The organism is Streptosporangium sp. LJ11, assembly GCF_051918945.1.
In the GTDB taxonomy this organism is placed as follows: domain Bacteria; phylum Actinomycetota; class Actinomycetes; order Streptosporangiales; family Streptosporangiaceae; genus Streptosporangium.
This window is the reverse complement of record NZ_JBPXMB010000004.1, coordinates 40,047-55,604: the sequence shown is the minus strand read 5'-3', so window position 1 is coordinate 55,604 and position 15,558 is coordinate 40,047. Positions and strand designations below refer to the sequence as shown.

15 protein-coding genes are annotated in these 15,558 nt (G+C 63.3%); 8 read left to right on the top strand and 7 right to left on the bottom strand.

Translation table 11 applies throughout. The annotated features are described in order from the left end of the window. Window positions 1-83 precede the first annotated feature (83 nt). Window positions 84-1,256, top strand: a complete 1,173-nt coding sequence (locus ACTOQ3_RS07165) for a DUF418 domain-containing protein (RefSeq protein WP_440082616.1) — start codon at window positions 84-86, stop codon at window positions 1,254-1,256. A gap of 772 nt (window positions 1,257-2,028) precedes the next feature. Here the strand turns inward: ACTOQ3_RS07165 and ACTOQ3_RS07160 are convergent. Next, a complete protein-coding gene (locus ACTOQ3_RS07160) occupies window positions 2,029-3,891 on the bottom strand; it encodes a serine hydrolase domain-containing protein (RefSeq protein ID WP_440082615.1) in 1,863 nt (620 codons plus the stop codon). A 168-nt stretch (window positions 3,892-4,059) separates the two neighbouring features. On the opposite strand from ACTOQ3_RS07160, the gene ACTOQ3_RS07155 reads away from it, so the two are divergent. Both ACTOQ3_RS07155 and ACTOQ3_RS07150 read left to right on the top strand, forming a co-directional pair. Further along, on the top strand, window positions 4,060-5,211 hold the full coding sequence (locus ACTOQ3_RS07155) for a sensor histidine kinase (RefSeq protein ID WP_440082614.1): 1,152 nt from the start codon (window positions 4,060-4,062) through the stop codon (window positions 5,209-5,211). Further along, window positions 5,186-5,836, top strand: a complete 651-nt coding sequence (locus ACTOQ3_RS07150) for a response regulator transcription factor (protein ID WP_440082613.1) — start codon at window positions 5,186-5,188, stop codon at window positions 5,834-5,836. The genes ACTOQ3_RS07155 and ACTOQ3_RS07150 overlap by 26 nt, the downstream gene beginning before the upstream one ends. A gap of 386 nt (window positions 5,837-6,222) precedes the next feature. On the opposite strand, the gene ACTOQ3_RS07145 is transcribed toward ACTOQ3_RS07150, so the two are convergent. The 5 genes from ACTOQ3_RS07145 to ACTOQ3_RS07125 all read right to left on the bottom strand — a co-directional run bounded on the left by ACTOQ3_RS07145 (window position 6,223) and on the right by ACTOQ3_RS07125 (window position 8,891). Next, window positions 6,223-6,372 (bottom strand): hypothetical protein, encoded by a 150-nt coding sequence (locus ACTOQ3_RS07145; RefSeq protein WP_440082612.1) that lies wholly within the window; start codon window positions 6,370-6,372, stop codon window positions 6,223-6,225. After that, on the bottom strand, window positions 6,360-6,827 hold the full coding sequence (locus tag ACTOQ3_RS07140) for a hypothetical protein (protein WP_440082611.1): 468 nt from the start codon (window positions 6,825-6,827) through the stop codon (window positions 6,360-6,362). The genes ACTOQ3_RS07145 and ACTOQ3_RS07140 overlap by 13 nt, the downstream gene beginning before the upstream one ends. Before the next feature lie 74 nt (window positions 6,828-6,901). After that, the gene (locus ACTOQ3_RS07135) at window positions 6,902-7,153 is read right to left on the bottom strand and encodes a hypothetical protein (RefSeq protein WP_440082610.1); all 252 of its coding nucleotides are present in this window, start codon (window positions 7,151-7,153) and stop codon (window positions 6,902-6,904) included. An 875-nt stretch (window positions 7,154-8,028) separates the two neighbouring features. Then, window positions 8,029-8,352, bottom strand: coding sequence for a hypothetical protein (locus tag ACTOQ3_RS07130; RefSeq protein WP_440082609.1), 324 nt, complete (start codon window positions 8,350-8,352; stop codon window positions 8,029-8,031). 284 nt (window positions 8,353-8,636) lie between these two features. After that, entirely contained in the window at window positions 8,637-8,891 is a 255-nt protein-coding gene (locus tag ACTOQ3_RS07125; protein ID WP_440082608.1) for a hypothetical protein, read from the bottom strand. A gap of 472 nt (window positions 8,892-9,363) precedes the next feature. Here ACTOQ3_RS07125 and ACTOQ3_RS07120 point away from each other — a divergent pair, with 472 nt between their 5' ends. After that, window positions 9,364-9,828: an inositol monophosphatase family protein gene (locus ACTOQ3_RS07120; RefSeq protein ID WP_440082899.1), complete on the top strand. Its 465-nt coding sequence runs from the start codon at window positions 9,364-9,366 to the stop codon at window positions 9,826-9,828. Window positions 9,829-10,010: 182 nt separating this feature from the next. Here ACTOQ3_RS07120 and ACTOQ3_RS07115 read toward each other — a convergent pair whose 3' ends face one another. After that, on the bottom strand, window positions 10,011-10,271 hold the full coding sequence (locus ACTOQ3_RS07115) for a hypothetical protein (RefSeq protein WP_440082607.1): 261 nt from the start codon (window positions 10,269-10,271) through the stop codon (window positions 10,011-10,013). A gap of 418 nt (window positions 10,272-10,689) precedes the next feature. Here ACTOQ3_RS07115 and ACTOQ3_RS07110 point away from each other — a divergent pair, with 418 nt between their 5' ends. From ACTOQ3_RS07110 to ACTOQ3_RS07095, 4 genes are all read left to right on the top strand, one after another. Next, a complete protein-coding gene (locus tag ACTOQ3_RS07110; protein ID WP_440082606.1) occupies window positions 10,690-10,893 on the top strand; it encodes a hypothetical protein in 204 nt (67 codons plus the stop codon). A gap of 51 nt (window positions 10,894-10,944) precedes the next feature. Next, window positions 10,945-11,343: a hypothetical protein gene (locus ACTOQ3_RS07105; RefSeq protein WP_440082605.1), complete on the top strand. Its 399-nt coding sequence runs from the start codon at window positions 10,945-10,947 to the stop codon at window positions 11,341-11,343. Next, window positions 11,324-11,770, top strand: coding sequence for a DUF6228 family protein (locus tag ACTOQ3_RS07100; protein WP_440082604.1), 447 nt, complete (start codon window positions 11,324-11,326; stop codon window positions 11,768-11,770). The genes ACTOQ3_RS07105 and ACTOQ3_RS07100 overlap by 20 nt, the downstream gene beginning before the upstream one ends. Before the next feature lie 1,039 nt (window positions 11,771-12,809). Then, window positions 12,810-15,434, top strand: a complete 2,625-nt coding sequence (locus tag ACTOQ3_RS07095; RefSeq protein ID WP_440082603.1) for an HD domain-containing protein — start codon at window positions 12,810-12,812, stop codon at window positions 15,432-15,434. Window positions 15,435-15,558: the final 124 nt, after the last annotated feature.

Sequence of the window (15,558 nt, the reverse complement as noted above, 5' to 3'; positions counted from 1 at the left end):
CGCTCCCCCTTGCTTAGCTGCACGGGTGTATCTTACTCTCAAACATTAGCTACACCTCTGTATCTAATTTCAAGAGGACAACCATGTCCATCGCCCCACCGGCTCCCGTTCACGGGGCCACCCCGATCACCCAGCGCGCGCTCGCGCCCGATCTCGCACGTGGGCTGATGCTGCTGCTCATCGCGTTGGCGCACTCGCACATGTACCTGTCAGGCCACGAGGCGGGCTTCCGCGGCTACGCGCTCGACGGCGGCCCCCTGGACCGGCTGGTCGCCGGGACGCAGATCCTGCTGGTGGACGGACGTGCGCTGCCCATGTTCGCCGCCCTGTTCGGCTACGGCCTGGTGCAGCTCGCCAACCGGCAGCTCGCCACGGGCAGGAGCTGGCCACAAGTGCGCAAGGTGCTGCGCCGGCGGAGCCTGTGGCTGCTGGCGTTCGGGTTCTGCCACGCGCTGCTGCTGTTCTTCGGTGACATCCTCGGGGCGTACGGGCTGGTCGGGCTCGTGCTCGTCGGGTTCATCCGGCGCGAGGACAAGGTCGTGCTACGGGCCGCCAGCGTAGGCCTGGTGCTGCACGTCGTGATCCTGTTCGGTTTCGGGCTGCTCACCATCTCCGCGCCCAAGGGCGACACGCCCGCCGCCATGGCGGACCCGATCGAGGCGACCGTGATGCGGCTCATCGGATGGTCCGGGATGACGCCCACATACTTCGCCGCCAGCGTGGTGCCGGCCTTCCTGCTCGGGATCTGGGCGGCGAGGCGCCGCCTGCTGGAAGACCCCATCTCGCACCGGGACCTGCTCTCCCGGGTCGCCGTCCTGGGCACCGGGCTGGCCGTCGTCGGCGCAGTGCCGCTGATGCTGGTCGACACCCGCGTCTGGACGCCATCTGACATGGTGGCCGTGTCGGCGTACGCACTGCACAGCGTGACCGGCATCGCCGGCGGGCTCGCGTACGCGGCCATCATCGGACTCGCCACCGGCCGGATGCGGCGCGACCGTTCCGGCCCGGTCGTCAGGGCTCTGGCCGCGTGCGGTCAATGGTCGCTGACCTGCTACCTCCTCCAGTCGGTGATCTTCGTAGCGGTGTTCACACCGTACATCGGAGGGCTCGGCACGCGTGTGGGCGACGCCGCGGCGTCCGGCATCGCCGTGGTGACCTGGCTGGCCACCGTGGTGCTCGCCGCGCTGCTGGCGCCCGGTGGGCGAAGAGGACCGGCCGAGGCCGCACTGCGGCGCCTCACCTACTCGCGCCGCTGACTCCCCCGTACGTCGGGGTACAAGACCCGCCGGGTCGCGGCGGGCATCCAGCAATGCCGGAGGCCGCTTCCAACGCCCCGGAAGCGGCCTTCGACGGGGATGGGCGGCTCGTCGGCAAGTCGTTCAGGGTAGTCGTACCGCCTCGAGCTCGGTGTCGGTCAGCAGCGCTTCGATGAGAGCCGGAGGGCCGGCGACCTCGGTGGCTCACAGGTCGTAGTCGGCGCACAGGGCCCATGAGCGGTCCTCGGCCCAGAGGTTGGACGGGCTGAAGTCGACCTCGGGATTGTCATGCAAGATCCCGGAATCTCCGAGGCATCCCGCACGCACATGGAGGTTGTCGAATTCGATGGCCCCGAGCACCAGCGGGTTGCAGCAAGCCAGGCACTCTACATTCAGCCGGAGTGACCTGTAGGTACCCGCGTGCCACCGTGCCAAGCCCGCTGTCGAACCGACAGCCTCAGCCGTCCCCTGTCATCGCCGGCTTACTTCGGACGGCCCGCAGACGACCCAGCCCTGCCGGTTGTTCCGATGCTGCTACGCGCTTGAGTCCTCCTCGCAAACGGGAGCCGGCCCCTCCTGGGGAGCCCCTGATCCGGCCACGCGGCAGATGTGGGCCAGGGGCGTGTGACCTGAGGTGACGTCGCCGTACCTCACTGAGGAAACTCCATCCTGTTTTCACAGGGAGAACGGGCCGGTGCGGTGGCGGTCGGGTGTGAACGTCGTGGTGGCGGGGTGAGATCTTGGAGGTAGATCGCCTGTCGGCGGGCGACAATCAGCCGAACTGCCAGCCGAGCAGGTTCCAGTGAATGCAGAACCAGACGAGGGCCAGCATTCCGGCCAGCAGGGTCACCTGGTGACCGCGGGCCAGGATGCCGATGGGCCGGTGTCTCCAGCCGATCACGGTGGTCGCGATCGCGGCGATGGTGAGGGCGAGGAACAGCGGGGGAAGAAGCAGCAGGACCCGGAGGGTCGTCGGCACGCCGTACAGGATGCTCGTGTCGCCGGTCAGGGTCAGCGCGAACATGACGACGAACACCAGCCCGACGGTGCCGGCCAGGCCGGCGAGGAGGCGGCCGGCGCGCCAGGCGCGAGACGTTTGAGCGGGACGCCTCCGCAGTCGCCGGAGCACGGCGGCCGACGGCAGGCCGAGTACGGCCGTCAGGGCGGTGACGACGAACACCAGGACGACGATGAGGTTGGCCGGAGGGGTGTCCCACCAGGGAATGAGTTCGTAGGCGGGCCCGTCGGTGGCCGCGTACGTGACGCCGGCGCCGTTCGTGACGAACGCCAGCCGCTGGGAGCCGCCGTCTTGCTGATAAAGCCCTGGCGCCAGCGGGCTCCACGTCATGCCCTTGAAGGCGAGTTTCCCGCCGTCCTCGACCCGCAGCCGGGAGGAGCCGGTGAGGGTGAGCACCTTCTCGATGGTCGACTCGACGGTGCGGGCCGGCTTGTAGAAGCCCGCCACGGGCGTGGCCGCCTTGCCGGGAGGGCCGGAGGGCGCGGCGCGGTCGCCGGGGAGGAAACGGTTGAAGAAGGCGGGTATGAGCTCGGTGACGGTATCGATGCCGCCCATGCCGTTGGTGGAGACGAACAGGCCGATATCGGCGTCGGGCACCAGCAGTAGCGCGCTCTGGAAGCCTTCCCAGCTGCCGTCGTGCATGATCACGCGATGCCCGTTGACGGTCTGCTCCTTGAACCCGTGGGCGTACCCGTCGATGCGGGGGTCGGCGGCGAAGGACCGCTGGTGCATGAGACGGGCGGTGGGCTCGTCGAGGATGGGCCCGTTCTCCAGATGGGCGATCATGAAGCGGGCCATGTCGTTCGCGGTGGCACTGATCGATCCGTCGGGCGGGAGGTTGTCGAAGACGAAGGGCTTGCGCTGGTACATCCCGTCTTCGTAGTCGTAGCTGCGCGCCTGGCCCACGGTCAAGCGGGTGGGGACCGGCTCGGAGGCCGTACTGTGCCGCATGCCGAGCGGGTCCAGGATGTGGTCCTGTACGTACTGGTCGTAGGGCTGCCCGCTCACCTGCGACACGATGTATCCGGCCAGCGCCGCGCCATAGTTCGAATAGGCCGACACCTCTCCGGGCGGGCGTATCCGCGCCGGCATGTGCTCGGCGAGATACGTGCCCAGAGGCGGCACGTCGGCCTTGCGCCGCGCGCCCACGCCGATGGTGCGGTCCTCGAACCCTGCGGTGTGGTTCATCACCTGCGCCAGCGTGATCGGCTGGGGGTACGTCGCGGGGATGCGGAATGTGGTGAGGTAGCGGTTCACGTCCGCGTGCAGGTCGAGCCTGCCCCGCTGCACCTGTTGCAGCACCGCGGTCCAGGTGAACAGTTTGGTGATCGAGGCGATCCGCACCAACGAGGTGCCGGAGTCGAACGGCGTCCCGTTCTCGCGGTCGGCCAGGCCGTACCCCTTGCTGAAGAGGGTTTTCCCGGCGCCCACCACTGAGACCACCGCGCCCGGCACGTGGTTGGCCTCCAGTCCTCTCGGCATGGCGGCGTCGAAGAAGTCCGCCAGTTGACGGGTGTCCGGAATGCGCGGCGAGGCCGCCGCCGCGGCAGGCGGCCAGACGGCCACCAGCGACAGCGCGGCGATGAGCAGCAGGCGTGGAAGGGTGACTGGCCACACGGCGTGACTCCTGACGTTGTCGGGAGTCATCAACGGTGCCGCCGGCGAGGGCGCGGCCACATCGCCATCACGGCCATGGTCGCATCACACTAAAGTCGGAGATTTTCGGACGGACGGCATCGACGTTCGTAGGAGGTGACGCGGCGCCGCCCTGGCTACGCTGGGCCGATGGTGACGTACCGGAACGCGCTGCGGCGGGTCGTCACGCTCGGCCCGCACGCGATCAGCGTGGCCTCCGTGGCGTTCTGCCTGTTCCTGACCATTCTGGCGGTCAGGGTGCCGTGGGCGCCGCTGCCGCGCGTGGTCATCGCGGCCGCCGGGCTGGTCGCCACGGGCGCCGTGTGGTTCCGCGATCGGTGGCCGACCGCGGTCACCGCCATCGGGGCGGGTGCGTACGCGCTGTCGGGCAACCCCGGGCCGCTGCTGATCGGCCTGTTCTCCGGTGCGGGGGCGCGACTGGGCCCGCGGTTCGCGGCGCTGGCGGCGATCGGCGTGGCGGGATTCCTGGCACAGCAGTGGGTCGACGACGGCAGGTTCGGCACGGACACGCTGCTCTCCGCGATGGCCGCCACCGCCGCCGTGCTGGTGGCCGGCGGGTACACCGCCACCCGCCGCGAGCTCACCAGATCACTGCGGGAACGCGCGGAGCGCGCCGAGACCGAACAGCACCTGCGCGACGAACAGGCGAAGGCCGCCGAACGCGGCCGAATCGCACGGGAGATGCACGACGTGCTCGCGCACAAGGTCACCCTCATCTCGCTGCACGCCGGCGGGCTGGAGGTCAACCCCGGCGCGGAATCGGCACGGATCGAGCGGGAGGCGGCGCTGATCCGGGTCACCGCGCAGGAGGCCCTCGAAGAGCTGCGGAAGATCGTGGGTGTATTGCGGGCCGGACATGACGACGGGTTTCCCGACCTGCGGCGATTGGTGGATTCCTGGACGTCGGCCGGCAACGCCGTCACGCTGCACGGCGACCTCGGCACGTTGCCGGTGGCGACCGCCCGGGCCGCCTATCGGCTCGTACAGGAAGGGCTGACCAACGCGCACAAGCACGCCGCCGGAGCACCCGTCACCGTCTCCGTGACCGGGAGCCCGGAGGACGGCGTCACGATCACGGTCACCAACAAGCGATCGCTCCGGCCCGCCGCGCGCCCTTCCGGCGCCCGAGCCGGTCTCGTGGGCCTGGCAGAACGTTTCCGGCTGATCGGCGGAACGGTACGCAGCGCGCCCGGCGATGCGGGAGGCTGGCGTCTCGAGGGCCGGTTGCCGTGGGGCGCATCCGCGAGGGACGCACATGATCAGGACACTGCTGGTGGATGACGAATCGCTGATCCGCGCCGGACTGCGGTTCATCCTCGAATCCGCGCCCGACGTGGAGGTCGTGGGGGAGGCCGCGGACGGGGACGAGGCGGTCGACGCCGTGCACCGCCTGGGGCCGGACGTCATCCTGATGGACATCAGGATGCCGCGGACCGACGGCCTCGCCGCCACCGAGGCCATCCGCCGGCTCGCCCGTGCGCCCGCGGTCGTGATCCTCACCACGTTCGACAGCGACGAGCACGTCTTCACCGCCCTGGAGGCCGGGGCCTGCGGATTCCTCCTCAAGGACACCTCGCCGCACGATCTGATCCGTGCCGTACGCCTCGCGCACAGCGGTGACGCGATGCTGTCCCCGCAGGTGACCCGGCGGCTGATCCACCGGGTCACCGACGCGCCCATCCGGCGTCGCCGTGACGCGCTCGCCCGGCTGGAAATCCTCACCGGCCGCGAGCGGGAGGTGCTCACCGAGGTGGGGCTCGGCCGCTCCAACACCGAGATCGCGGCCAGCCTGCACATGAGCGAGGCAACCGTCAAAAGCCACATATCCCACTTGTTCGACAAGCTCGCCGTCACCAACCGGGTACAGGTGGCCATCGCCGCCTACCGCGCCGGCCTGGTGGACTGAGCATTTCCGTACGTGGACGCGGGTACCCGGCGTCCCCCGTACCGCCGTGGCAGCAGAGCCGTTCCGGACTCCGTCCCCCACCACCGAGCCGACTGAAGAGCCCCCTCGGCAGTCGCCAATCTGACGATCGGCGCCCGTCCCTTCCACGGAGAGTTGAAGGGCGAGCTGAACGCCAAGGTCCCCGCTCAGGAGACCGCTCATGCCCTGACCACGATGTGGCGGATGGTCATTGCCGTCGCCTTCGTCGTCGTCGCGCCCGCCATGATTCTTCTCCTCGGGCCTGATGCGGGCCTGCCTCCGGAATGGATCGCCGGCCTTACCACGGGCAGAGGCAGGAGCGTCTCCTTCCCTGGTAGCAGGCGGGGATCATGCGTGTCGATCGTCTGTCAGCGGGTGTGCTCGGTGGTGGCCAGCCCCGCTTCCCGCAGGCGGGCGCAGATCTTGTCGTGGCGGGCGGTGGTGATCTCGCTGGAGCCGCTCGGCCGGGCGGCGGAGATCCACAACAGGTTGCCCTTGCGGTCGGTTAGAGCCGGCACCAGCAACCCATGAACCTGGTGCTTACCCGAATGGTTCCTACGGTTGTCCGGTCCCGTGCGGCGGCGCTGCGTACCAGGGTGCCATCGAGTAAGACGACCTCGCCGCCCCGCTCGGCGGTCTTGTTCAGGACACGGTCCAGCCGTGACGCGCGGGCGGCCAGAAGGACGACGGACTCCAGCACCCAGCGGCGCACGGTGGCGGCCGAGACCTGGTTGCCGCCGGCGATGTCGGCCGGGCGCCGGTCATGGCGCAGAACGGCGAGCACGATCAGGGCGATCTTCCCGGCGGGCAGCTTGCGCCAGCGTGAGCCGATCGCCTTCAGGTGGCCGCGCCGCAGGTCGGCCAGGAAGGTGAGGGTCTGGGCGGACAGCGGCAGGGCGCAGCTGCAGACGAGCGACGGCGCGTCCCCGGTGGACGTCGCTGTTGCCGACGTCGTGGTCATGGTAGTGGTCACACACCGCCAGGCCCCTGCCGGGGACGTGCCCGGACTCTTCGGGCAACCCCCTGGTCAAGGGGCTGCGGACACCATCAGCACCGGGGCAACGCGGGGCGGCACCGCGCAGCGCCGGGCTTGGTCGGAGCAGCGGCGAACGCGCCGCCGGGAGTTTTACGCAGCCACCCCCGCTCGGCCAGCCGGTTCAGTTCGGCCCGCACCCCCTCCACCTGCCCCGGCTCGACAGGCGGCCCGAGCCGCTCGCAGATCGCCTTACAGATCACCGGACCGTCGGCGGTGCGCACCGTCGTAAGCAGCGCCTGACAGTCGGCGGGCAGATCGCGCACGTCACGGGCCTGGTGACGGCAGGGGTCAGCAGACCTGCGGAGGACGGCTCGGCCACGCGACCGGCGGATAGCGCCACCTGGTACATCAGCGCCATGTCGTCCCCGGCGTCGTCGGCCTGTTCGGACAGCTCTGGGGCCGGGCCGTTTCCGGCGAGGAGTTCCTTGACCACCTGTTCTGCGACCCAAAGTCGTTACAGGCCGTCTTCGGTTTCGGCCAGCTGCGTCCGCAGGCGTTCAGCCTGCGTGGTCGTGGAGACCAGGCGCGTGGTGATCTCCTCCAACAGTCACTGCGACACGGGGGTCCTCCGGCTGACGACACGTCAGTTACCTAGTGAAAGCGCCCGGACACGGACGACAACGATTCAGGTTGTGGCGCCGCAGCCGAATCCCGGAAGATCCGCTTTTGTCCGTGGCAGACGATCGACGATCAGCTCCATCGGGCCGAGGAAGCTCTTGCATGTGCGCAGAGCCAAGATCTCGTGTCGGGGGCGGGTGCGCCAATCGATCACTCAGTCTCTAGCCTGTTCCAGTCCCAGAGGCAGAGCCTCCAGGACATCTGAGGCCAACCTGTCCGGGCTCCACAACGGACCATCGTCCGGAGCGAGATCGGCAATCAGCGACGCTCGAAGATTGAAGCGACTCGCGTTTGCGCTCCTCGTGGGGTAGCCGGCCTCTTCGGCACCGTCGAGAGCGGCGAAAGCAACCCGTGCCCAGATCCGCCGGGCCTCACCTCGATCATGATCCTGCGCACAGCCCTGATTGAGCCGCCACGCGCTCAACCACTCGTTGACGCGATTCGCGGTGACCTCTTCACCAGTAATGCCTTCCACTCTCCTCACCATCACATCCAACGGCACTGGGCCGCATTTTTTGGATCAGGGCCCGGTCTGCGGAGCGCCGTTGTGAGGGCGTATGGCGATGGTGCTGACGGTGCCGTCGCCCCAGACGGTGGTGTTCATCATCATCTGCCCGTCCAAGGACACCATCGTGAACTCCGGCACGAAGCGCGTTGTGAACATCGCCGCCATCCAGCTTCGCAGCTGATCTACCTCGCTCGCGACCAGGTCCCATTCATCAAGGAGTCGCACCTGGGCCCAACCTCTGTGGGCCTCCCGATCGTCCCCGTCGTCGCTTTCCGTATAGGTGACCCCGAGCAGGAACTCGCGGTCATCGTTGAAGAGGCCGTACTCCGTCGCCATCCGGAACCAGCCGCCATCCGGAACCAGCCCGCGTTGAGCTTGTCGGCCATGGAGTCGAGATGCCGGCCTCACCAGGAACGCGGCGAGCGGGAAGACCAGATTCTCACCCTGACCACCTACTCCGTTCTAAAACGTTGACCGTCCCAGAGCCGGACGCCCCTGCCGGAGGCACAGCGGTTTTCAAGAGGGCTGCGTTTCTAGCGGAGACAGGGGCTCTCACCAGGGCGGGAGCGTCTTTCCTCGTCCCAACCACCGAAGATCATCCCGCGCATATCCCGCAACGGCTATTCATCGACCTCGGCATGCCTGGCACGCTCTCGCAGCCGACGTAGGCGACGGTCGTACTGACCGGCATATGACCTCTCGGCTCTGTCGATCAACCGGTTCTGCGGATCGGAGGAGCTTTCATACAGCTCGGTCTCGAATGGATCGTGGTCGTACTCGATCAGCCGGACCAACGCCTCACGGTCCTGCTCGATGGAACCTCGCGCCCGAACCTGTCCGCGCCACCTTTCGGCACTAGCCATGGCTTCATCCACGTCTTGACCCTAACTGGCGATTCCAGGTGACAGGCACCTACCTAAGCCGCATTAGCAGCTCGGGGCGCCATCGTTCAGGACGGTCCCACCTGGACCAACATCCCTTCCTGACCTGCCTGGAACGCGCTGGTACGGCGGTGAACTGCAACCCAAACCGCAACCCATGGCGATCACATCCGGAGGAGCCTTCGATGTGGCGAACAGGACCTTACGATCATCTTTTGTCCGACCTCACGCTCCTGGAAATCGTCGGCTCAGTCTTTCCCGGACCGTTCATCTACGGCATCGTCTTGGGGGCGGTGGGCATGATCCGGTTATTCAGATGGCGTTGCGTGCTCCGATACACCGACCGGATCAGAGCCGAGGAACTCACCGCCGCATCCGCCAACTCAGGTCCGCGGGTGCGAGGAGCAAGTGAACCAGCTCGTTCAAACCGAACCCGGGATGCCGGCGAATGCCCGTTCGTGGCTGACTGCCGTTCCTCGGCTCCCACTACAGCGCGGCAGAAGGACATGGAGCCCAGGCCAACGGACAAGAGATCCACGCGAGCGAGACCGGCGACCTTCACGCCGCCGTGGTCGCCATGGGTGATTACGCCGTAGGCAGCGACGCGCAAACGAAAAACCGTCTCCGCCTGGCACTCACCCACGAACTCGTCGTCCGCGTGCAACGCATCCGGATGTTCGGAGCGGCCTCGATCGATCTCGCCTGGGTGGCGGAAGGCAAGGTCGACGCCCTCATCATGATGAGCAACAAACCGTGGGACACCGCCGCGGGAGTACTCATCGCCCGCGAGGCCGGCGCCAGCGTCGTCGACCTGGACGGCAGCCCGCACACCATGAACTCCGCAGCCACCATCGCGGCGAGCCCCAAAATCCTCGCTGATCTCGTCGAACTCATCGCCGAAGCGCGCAAGGACGCAGAGCGTAGCGAATAGCTTGCCGAATTGTTCTTATGGGTATCAAGCGGCGGCGCGCCGCGCCGCCGTACCCGGCCCTCTGCCGCCCGCCGACCGGGCGTGCGGCGTGGGCGCCGGTGCCGACCGGCGGCGACCCGGGCCGTAACCGTACCGCGCGCCCGCCGTACCCAGATAACGCGCCGACCACCGGCCCGCCGCCGCTACACGTCGTCAGTTCCTTCCGCTTCACGCCGTCGAGCCGCTCGCTCCTCCGCCTCTCGCTTCTGTGCTGCTCTCTCCGCCGCCACACGCTCCCGCAGCTCCGCATCCGCCACATCGCGCGGACGCGGAACCTGACTCCGACGATCATGCGTGAGCGCCAGCCTTATCGCCACATAAATCACCAAGAACAGCACCGCCATCGAGAACAACCACGAAAGCACTCCCCACAGCCACACAAACAGCTCTCTCAACTCGCCCACCCGCCCCTGTCCTCAGCGTCCGATCATTATTTCGATCAAGCCTGCCCGATCCATCCCCATACCGTCTATTGCCTCCGGCGGGGGCTTCCGGCTCCGGGATGATCGCCAGAGGCAGAGGCCCGGTTCGTAAATGGTTAAGAGCCGGATTTTCCCGTCGCCGTCGTCCCAGAGCAGGCCGAGCAGACCGGGGCCAGGGGGGTGGAACGACGGCGACGGGAAGATCCGGCGGGTGGGGTGTGCGTCCGCACGGGGTTCTCAGGCCGTGCCACTCGCGTGCCAGTACGGCCGGAAACAAGGGGGAATCACTGGGACTCACGGGCAAGGGAAGACCGCCTCTCACCTGCACCGCAGCAGTTCGGGAAGCCGTGTACCGAAATCTTCCAAACTGGTTGTCACATCCCGCCGCTACAGTTCGATCATGGGTGACGACCTCAAGAACGGCCTCATCTGGTGGTCTACTCACCGTGCCACCGTTGGGTTGATCGTGCGCGACGGCATTGTGGTTGAGTCCGCCTCGTATGCCCGGCGGTGGGCTCAGGGACGCGACGCCCGAGAGATCTACCGCACGGGAGAACGGCAGACAGGCATCACGCTCGCCTGGATCCCAGCGAACGAAGACTGAGGTATCCCCGCTATGGGATTTGCCGGGCCGAGCTGAATTCAGGGAGAACTGATGCGGGAAGCAGGTCACTTCCGAGAGCTTCGTCATGGTCGACCAGATGGGCCATCTCTCGTCGATGCGGTAGGGCAGGGCCGCTACCTCGATCGGCGGCAGATTGCCGACTATCTGATGACCGCCTCTGTGCTGGCCGTCACGGGTTCCATGGTTGACGACGTGATCAACCCGGAGAAGAAGCGGGTGGCCCCCTTGGAGATGGCCACGGACGGGGAGTGGACATGGCCGCGGGATCTCTCCTACTACGTTCGGGAGTACGGCGTGGCACTCCCCGCCGAGTTCGTTGATCACATCCGACGGGCGAGATGGACCTCACCTCAGCTGTCACACGAACAGCTTGCCGAGTTGACGGACCGGATGTGGGAGGAGATCCACGGTGAGTCACCCGAGCTCTGATCGTCTGACTCCCGAGGTGCGGATACCCCTCGGACCCGCGAAGACGTTTGTCCGGCTGGCGCATTGCGAGCGCCCCGATGAGGATGCCCTGTTGGTCTTCCTCGTCCACGTTGAGGCTCCCGGCCTGCAGGCCGAGGTAGACGTTGACACGTTCAGGGGAAGCGAACTCGCGGATTTCCTTGACTCCCTTGTGGCCGACTTCACGGGATGGGAGGGTACGCGGACGTGGGAGTCGCCGTGGGCCGATCTTCAGCTCGAAGCCGTCCACACGGGCCGCTCCGTCAACTTTGGCTGGACCCTCCGCTTCCCAAATCGGACCGAGGACCCCAGTGGTATCTGGTTCGCCACGGTCCACACCCATGTCGCACCGGGCGAGGAGCTGACCAATCTTGCCCGCGAGGTCCGAAGCTTTCTCTACGACGAGTGAGAGCCGCCGTGTAGCCCAAGCCCAATACTGAGGGTTGATCACGTGCCACAGGCGTGCCAGATCTCACGGGAAACGAGGGGGAATCACGGGGACTCACGGATCAAGAACGAAGAAGGCCCCTCACCGCATTTCTGCTGATGAGAGGCCTCTTTACGCTGGTGTGGCAGGTGCAGGACTTGAACCTGCGTAGGCTGAGCCGACGGTTTTACAGCGGGCCGACGATTCCGACTGCGGCATGCCTTTGAGCTGGCTGTATAGCTCCGCTTGAAGCCTTGGCGTACGAGATCATCCCGCACATACCCCGGATCTTGGTATGCACTCCCACACGCTCTTGCGCTGGGCGATCCACCGGGATCGGACTACCTATGCCGGAAGCTCTTGCTTCTTGATTCCTCCTGATGCAACGGCGCTCAACCTCGTTCCCCGGTGAGCCAGGGTGAGGAACGAACCCTGGATCTTCGATCGCCCCCGACCACGGCAGACCTCAACCACGATGAGGCGATCGTCGGGCTGCATCGGGGCGGCGGCGCGACCAAAGGCCGGCGGGGACGTCGGTACGGCGTGGCGCGCGTGCGGCGACGGCCCGGAGTCCTGCCCGTGCGTCGGGACCGGCCCCCAGGCCGCATGCCCGGCGCGCGCCGCAGGCGCAGGGCCGGGCGACGGCGCGCAGCGCCGCCGCCCCTTGATACCTACAAGGACAATTCGGCAACGAGGTAAGCATCCAGTTGTGCGCTGTCTGCCATCAGGATAGATCAGCATCGCCTATAACCCATGATTCGGTTATCCGCAATTAACGACACATTGTGTTACTTCTGAGTAGTTACAGTAACGATCAGGGTAATCCGGTAACCTGCCCCAAGAGAACATCAACCACTACTTGATAGCGAATACTCTGCCCTGCTTACCGCAAACTCCATCATGAAGGTGAAAATTGTCAATCCACCACCAATTCGAACGCACTCCTCTCTGGCGCAGAACTCTAGCCGCAACTCCTGAGGATGAGTATGAGCGGGAAAGAGAGACGCTAAGGAACTCATATATGCAGTTTCGTTCAACAGTAGAGCCCTTGGCAAATGATATTGCAATATCGATGCCAATGTTCACCGACCATTCAATGCTTCATATCGACTCCCTTTGGGACACCGCATCACTAGTCTGTGGTGACGATTATCCAATCAATCCAATTGAAGCTTTTATCCTAGGTGGCGCGTTTCTCTTACATGACTTAGGCATGGGGCTTGTGGCATATCCCGAAGGATTGGATTGCGTAAAACGAGATCCGCAATACGCAAACATTAGAGCTATGATTGCAATCAAGGGCGATCGGGAAAAGACATCCAATAGCTCGATACAGGACATGCTAGAAGAGCAAGAAGCAGCAGTGAGTGTCTTGCGTTTGCAGCATGCTCAGCAAGCAGAACGGCTCGTAAATGAAATATTCCAAGTTCCTGGTGGAACGAGCTTTTTTCTACTACAAGACTCGGCCTTAAGGCAAGATTTCGGAACACTTATTGGCAAAATAGCTCATAGTCACTGGTGGGATGTAGATCTACTAGGTGAGAAGTTTTCCCAACGTCGAGGTTCCATGCCCCAACACCCTGCGGAATGGACGGTCGACCCGTTGAAGATAGCGTGCATATTGCGCTTAGCGGATGCCGTTCATATTGACAGCCGAAGAGCCCCGACTTTTCTTCATGCCTTCCGAAAGCCTTCTGGAATATCTGGACAGCACTGGCATTTTCAACAGCGAATTACTAGACCACTCGTAGTTGACGATAGGCTGGAATACACGTCTACAAATGGTTTTAGCCATAACGAAGCCGCTGAGTGGTGGCTAGCATTTGAGACAATTAAAATGATTGATAGCGAACTTCGACGCGTGGACGCACTGTGTGCTGACTACAGTCGGCCTCGCTTTGCTGCTCGCTCTGTTGCTGGCGCTGATTCCCCTTCCCGCTTCGCGCGATACATTCCGACGCAAGACTGGCACCCTATGGATGCCAGCCTTCGTGCGACACAAGTACAGAATTTGATAGGGAATCTTGGAGGAGAATATCTATACGGAAATGAACCAAAGGTGGCAGTTCGCGAGTTAATAGCAAACGCCGCAGATGCCACTAAGGCACGCTTGGCATCATTTGGCGGTAGTGATGCAGTGGTCACAGTGTCATTGCGTTATGAGGAAGATAGCTGGTGGCTAACAATATCCGATAACGGCATAGGAATGGATGCCAAAAATCTCGTCACTTCTATGACGGATTTTGGACGTTCATCATGGAGATCCGAATCCATGCTTGAGCAGTATCCCAAACTACTGGAAAATGGATTCACACCAGCAGGACGGTTCGGCATTGGCTTTTTCTCTATTTTCATGATTGCCGAAAAAGTGCACGTGAAGAGCCTGAAATATTTCGACTCTCCAAGCAATACTCATGTTTTGGACTTTCCTGCAGGTTTTAAAGAGAGACCCCTGTTGAGGGTTGCTCAAGAGAACGAAAGATTGCGCATCGGAGGAACCGTTATAGAGGCTCGACTCAAGCTTCCGCCGAATCACCGTAACGGACTTCTACCAGAATCAGCCGAGGAGGATATAAGCGAAGAGTTTACCGATATGCTGATCGAACTATGTGCGTTATCTGAGGTTGATATTGATGTCGTAAGTCTTGCATCAGACTCTCCGGCCAGGCTAGTCCGAGCTAATGATTGGCGCTATATTCCATTAGAGGATTTGTTTGATCGAATTTACAAATCAGACATGGTCTACTATTTTGGTACTGATATTGAAAGAACCCTTAGAACGTCCTTTAGTACCGTCGCATCGGAAGTAAAGAACGCGGACGGGGAAGTAGTCGGGCGTGCCATGATTGCGCCCAATGCCCTACTAGGGATCGATGATATTCATCGCTATAGCGTGTCAACATCGGCTAAAGTTTACGTAGGCGGTTTTGCGTCTGCTGAACTCAATGGCGCTCTTGGCGCATTCCAAGGATTTCCACAGAAGGCTGATCGGAATTCATCTTTCCCTGTAGCGTCACCGGTCGATATAAAACGGTGGATTGACGAACAGGCAGGAAGAGTAATACCTCTCCTTGGTAATCATCACGATCGCAAGCTATGGTTGTGCGCCACGATTGAGTCTTTCGGAGTTTCCTCACCGAACCTTCCCTGTGCAATTGCAGACTACAAGGCAATGACGCGCACAGAATTAAAAGAGTGGGCAGAAAAACAAGATACTATTACGCTCATTCCTCAGCATCATCTATCGCAATATTTCAGAAAGGGCGGCTCTCCTAAATTTTTTTCACAGCTAAGTGGCCGAGAAGTTGTGCTTCCAGGCAATGCTATTGTTTTCAACACTCATCCACAATGGATATTTCCCGAGGATGTTTTCCCTACCCCTAAAGGGAATTTTGCTAAGTTTCCAGAAGAGATAATGGAAATATCTTCCTGGTGGAACCAGACGGGTAGCTATGGCTGCTCAGGAACTACCATTCAGGCTATCGCCAATGCTTGGGAGACTTCAATTGAGCAACTTCTAAGGAGTTCAATTTCCCGCGGTTTCATCTGGTTTGATGACGAGTCTTACACGCCATTGCAATATCTTGATGGCGATGGATATCTGCGCGTAGGCGCATTATTCTTAAGCAGAGGACGGCTCGGATAATTATTTAAAGTAGGCAATCATCATGTTATCCAATTCGAGACTTAAATCATGTCATGGAAGTGCAGATGCGACGAAATTCGAGATCTGTTTACCAGAAGTCCCAACAGCTCGAAGGGAGATTTTC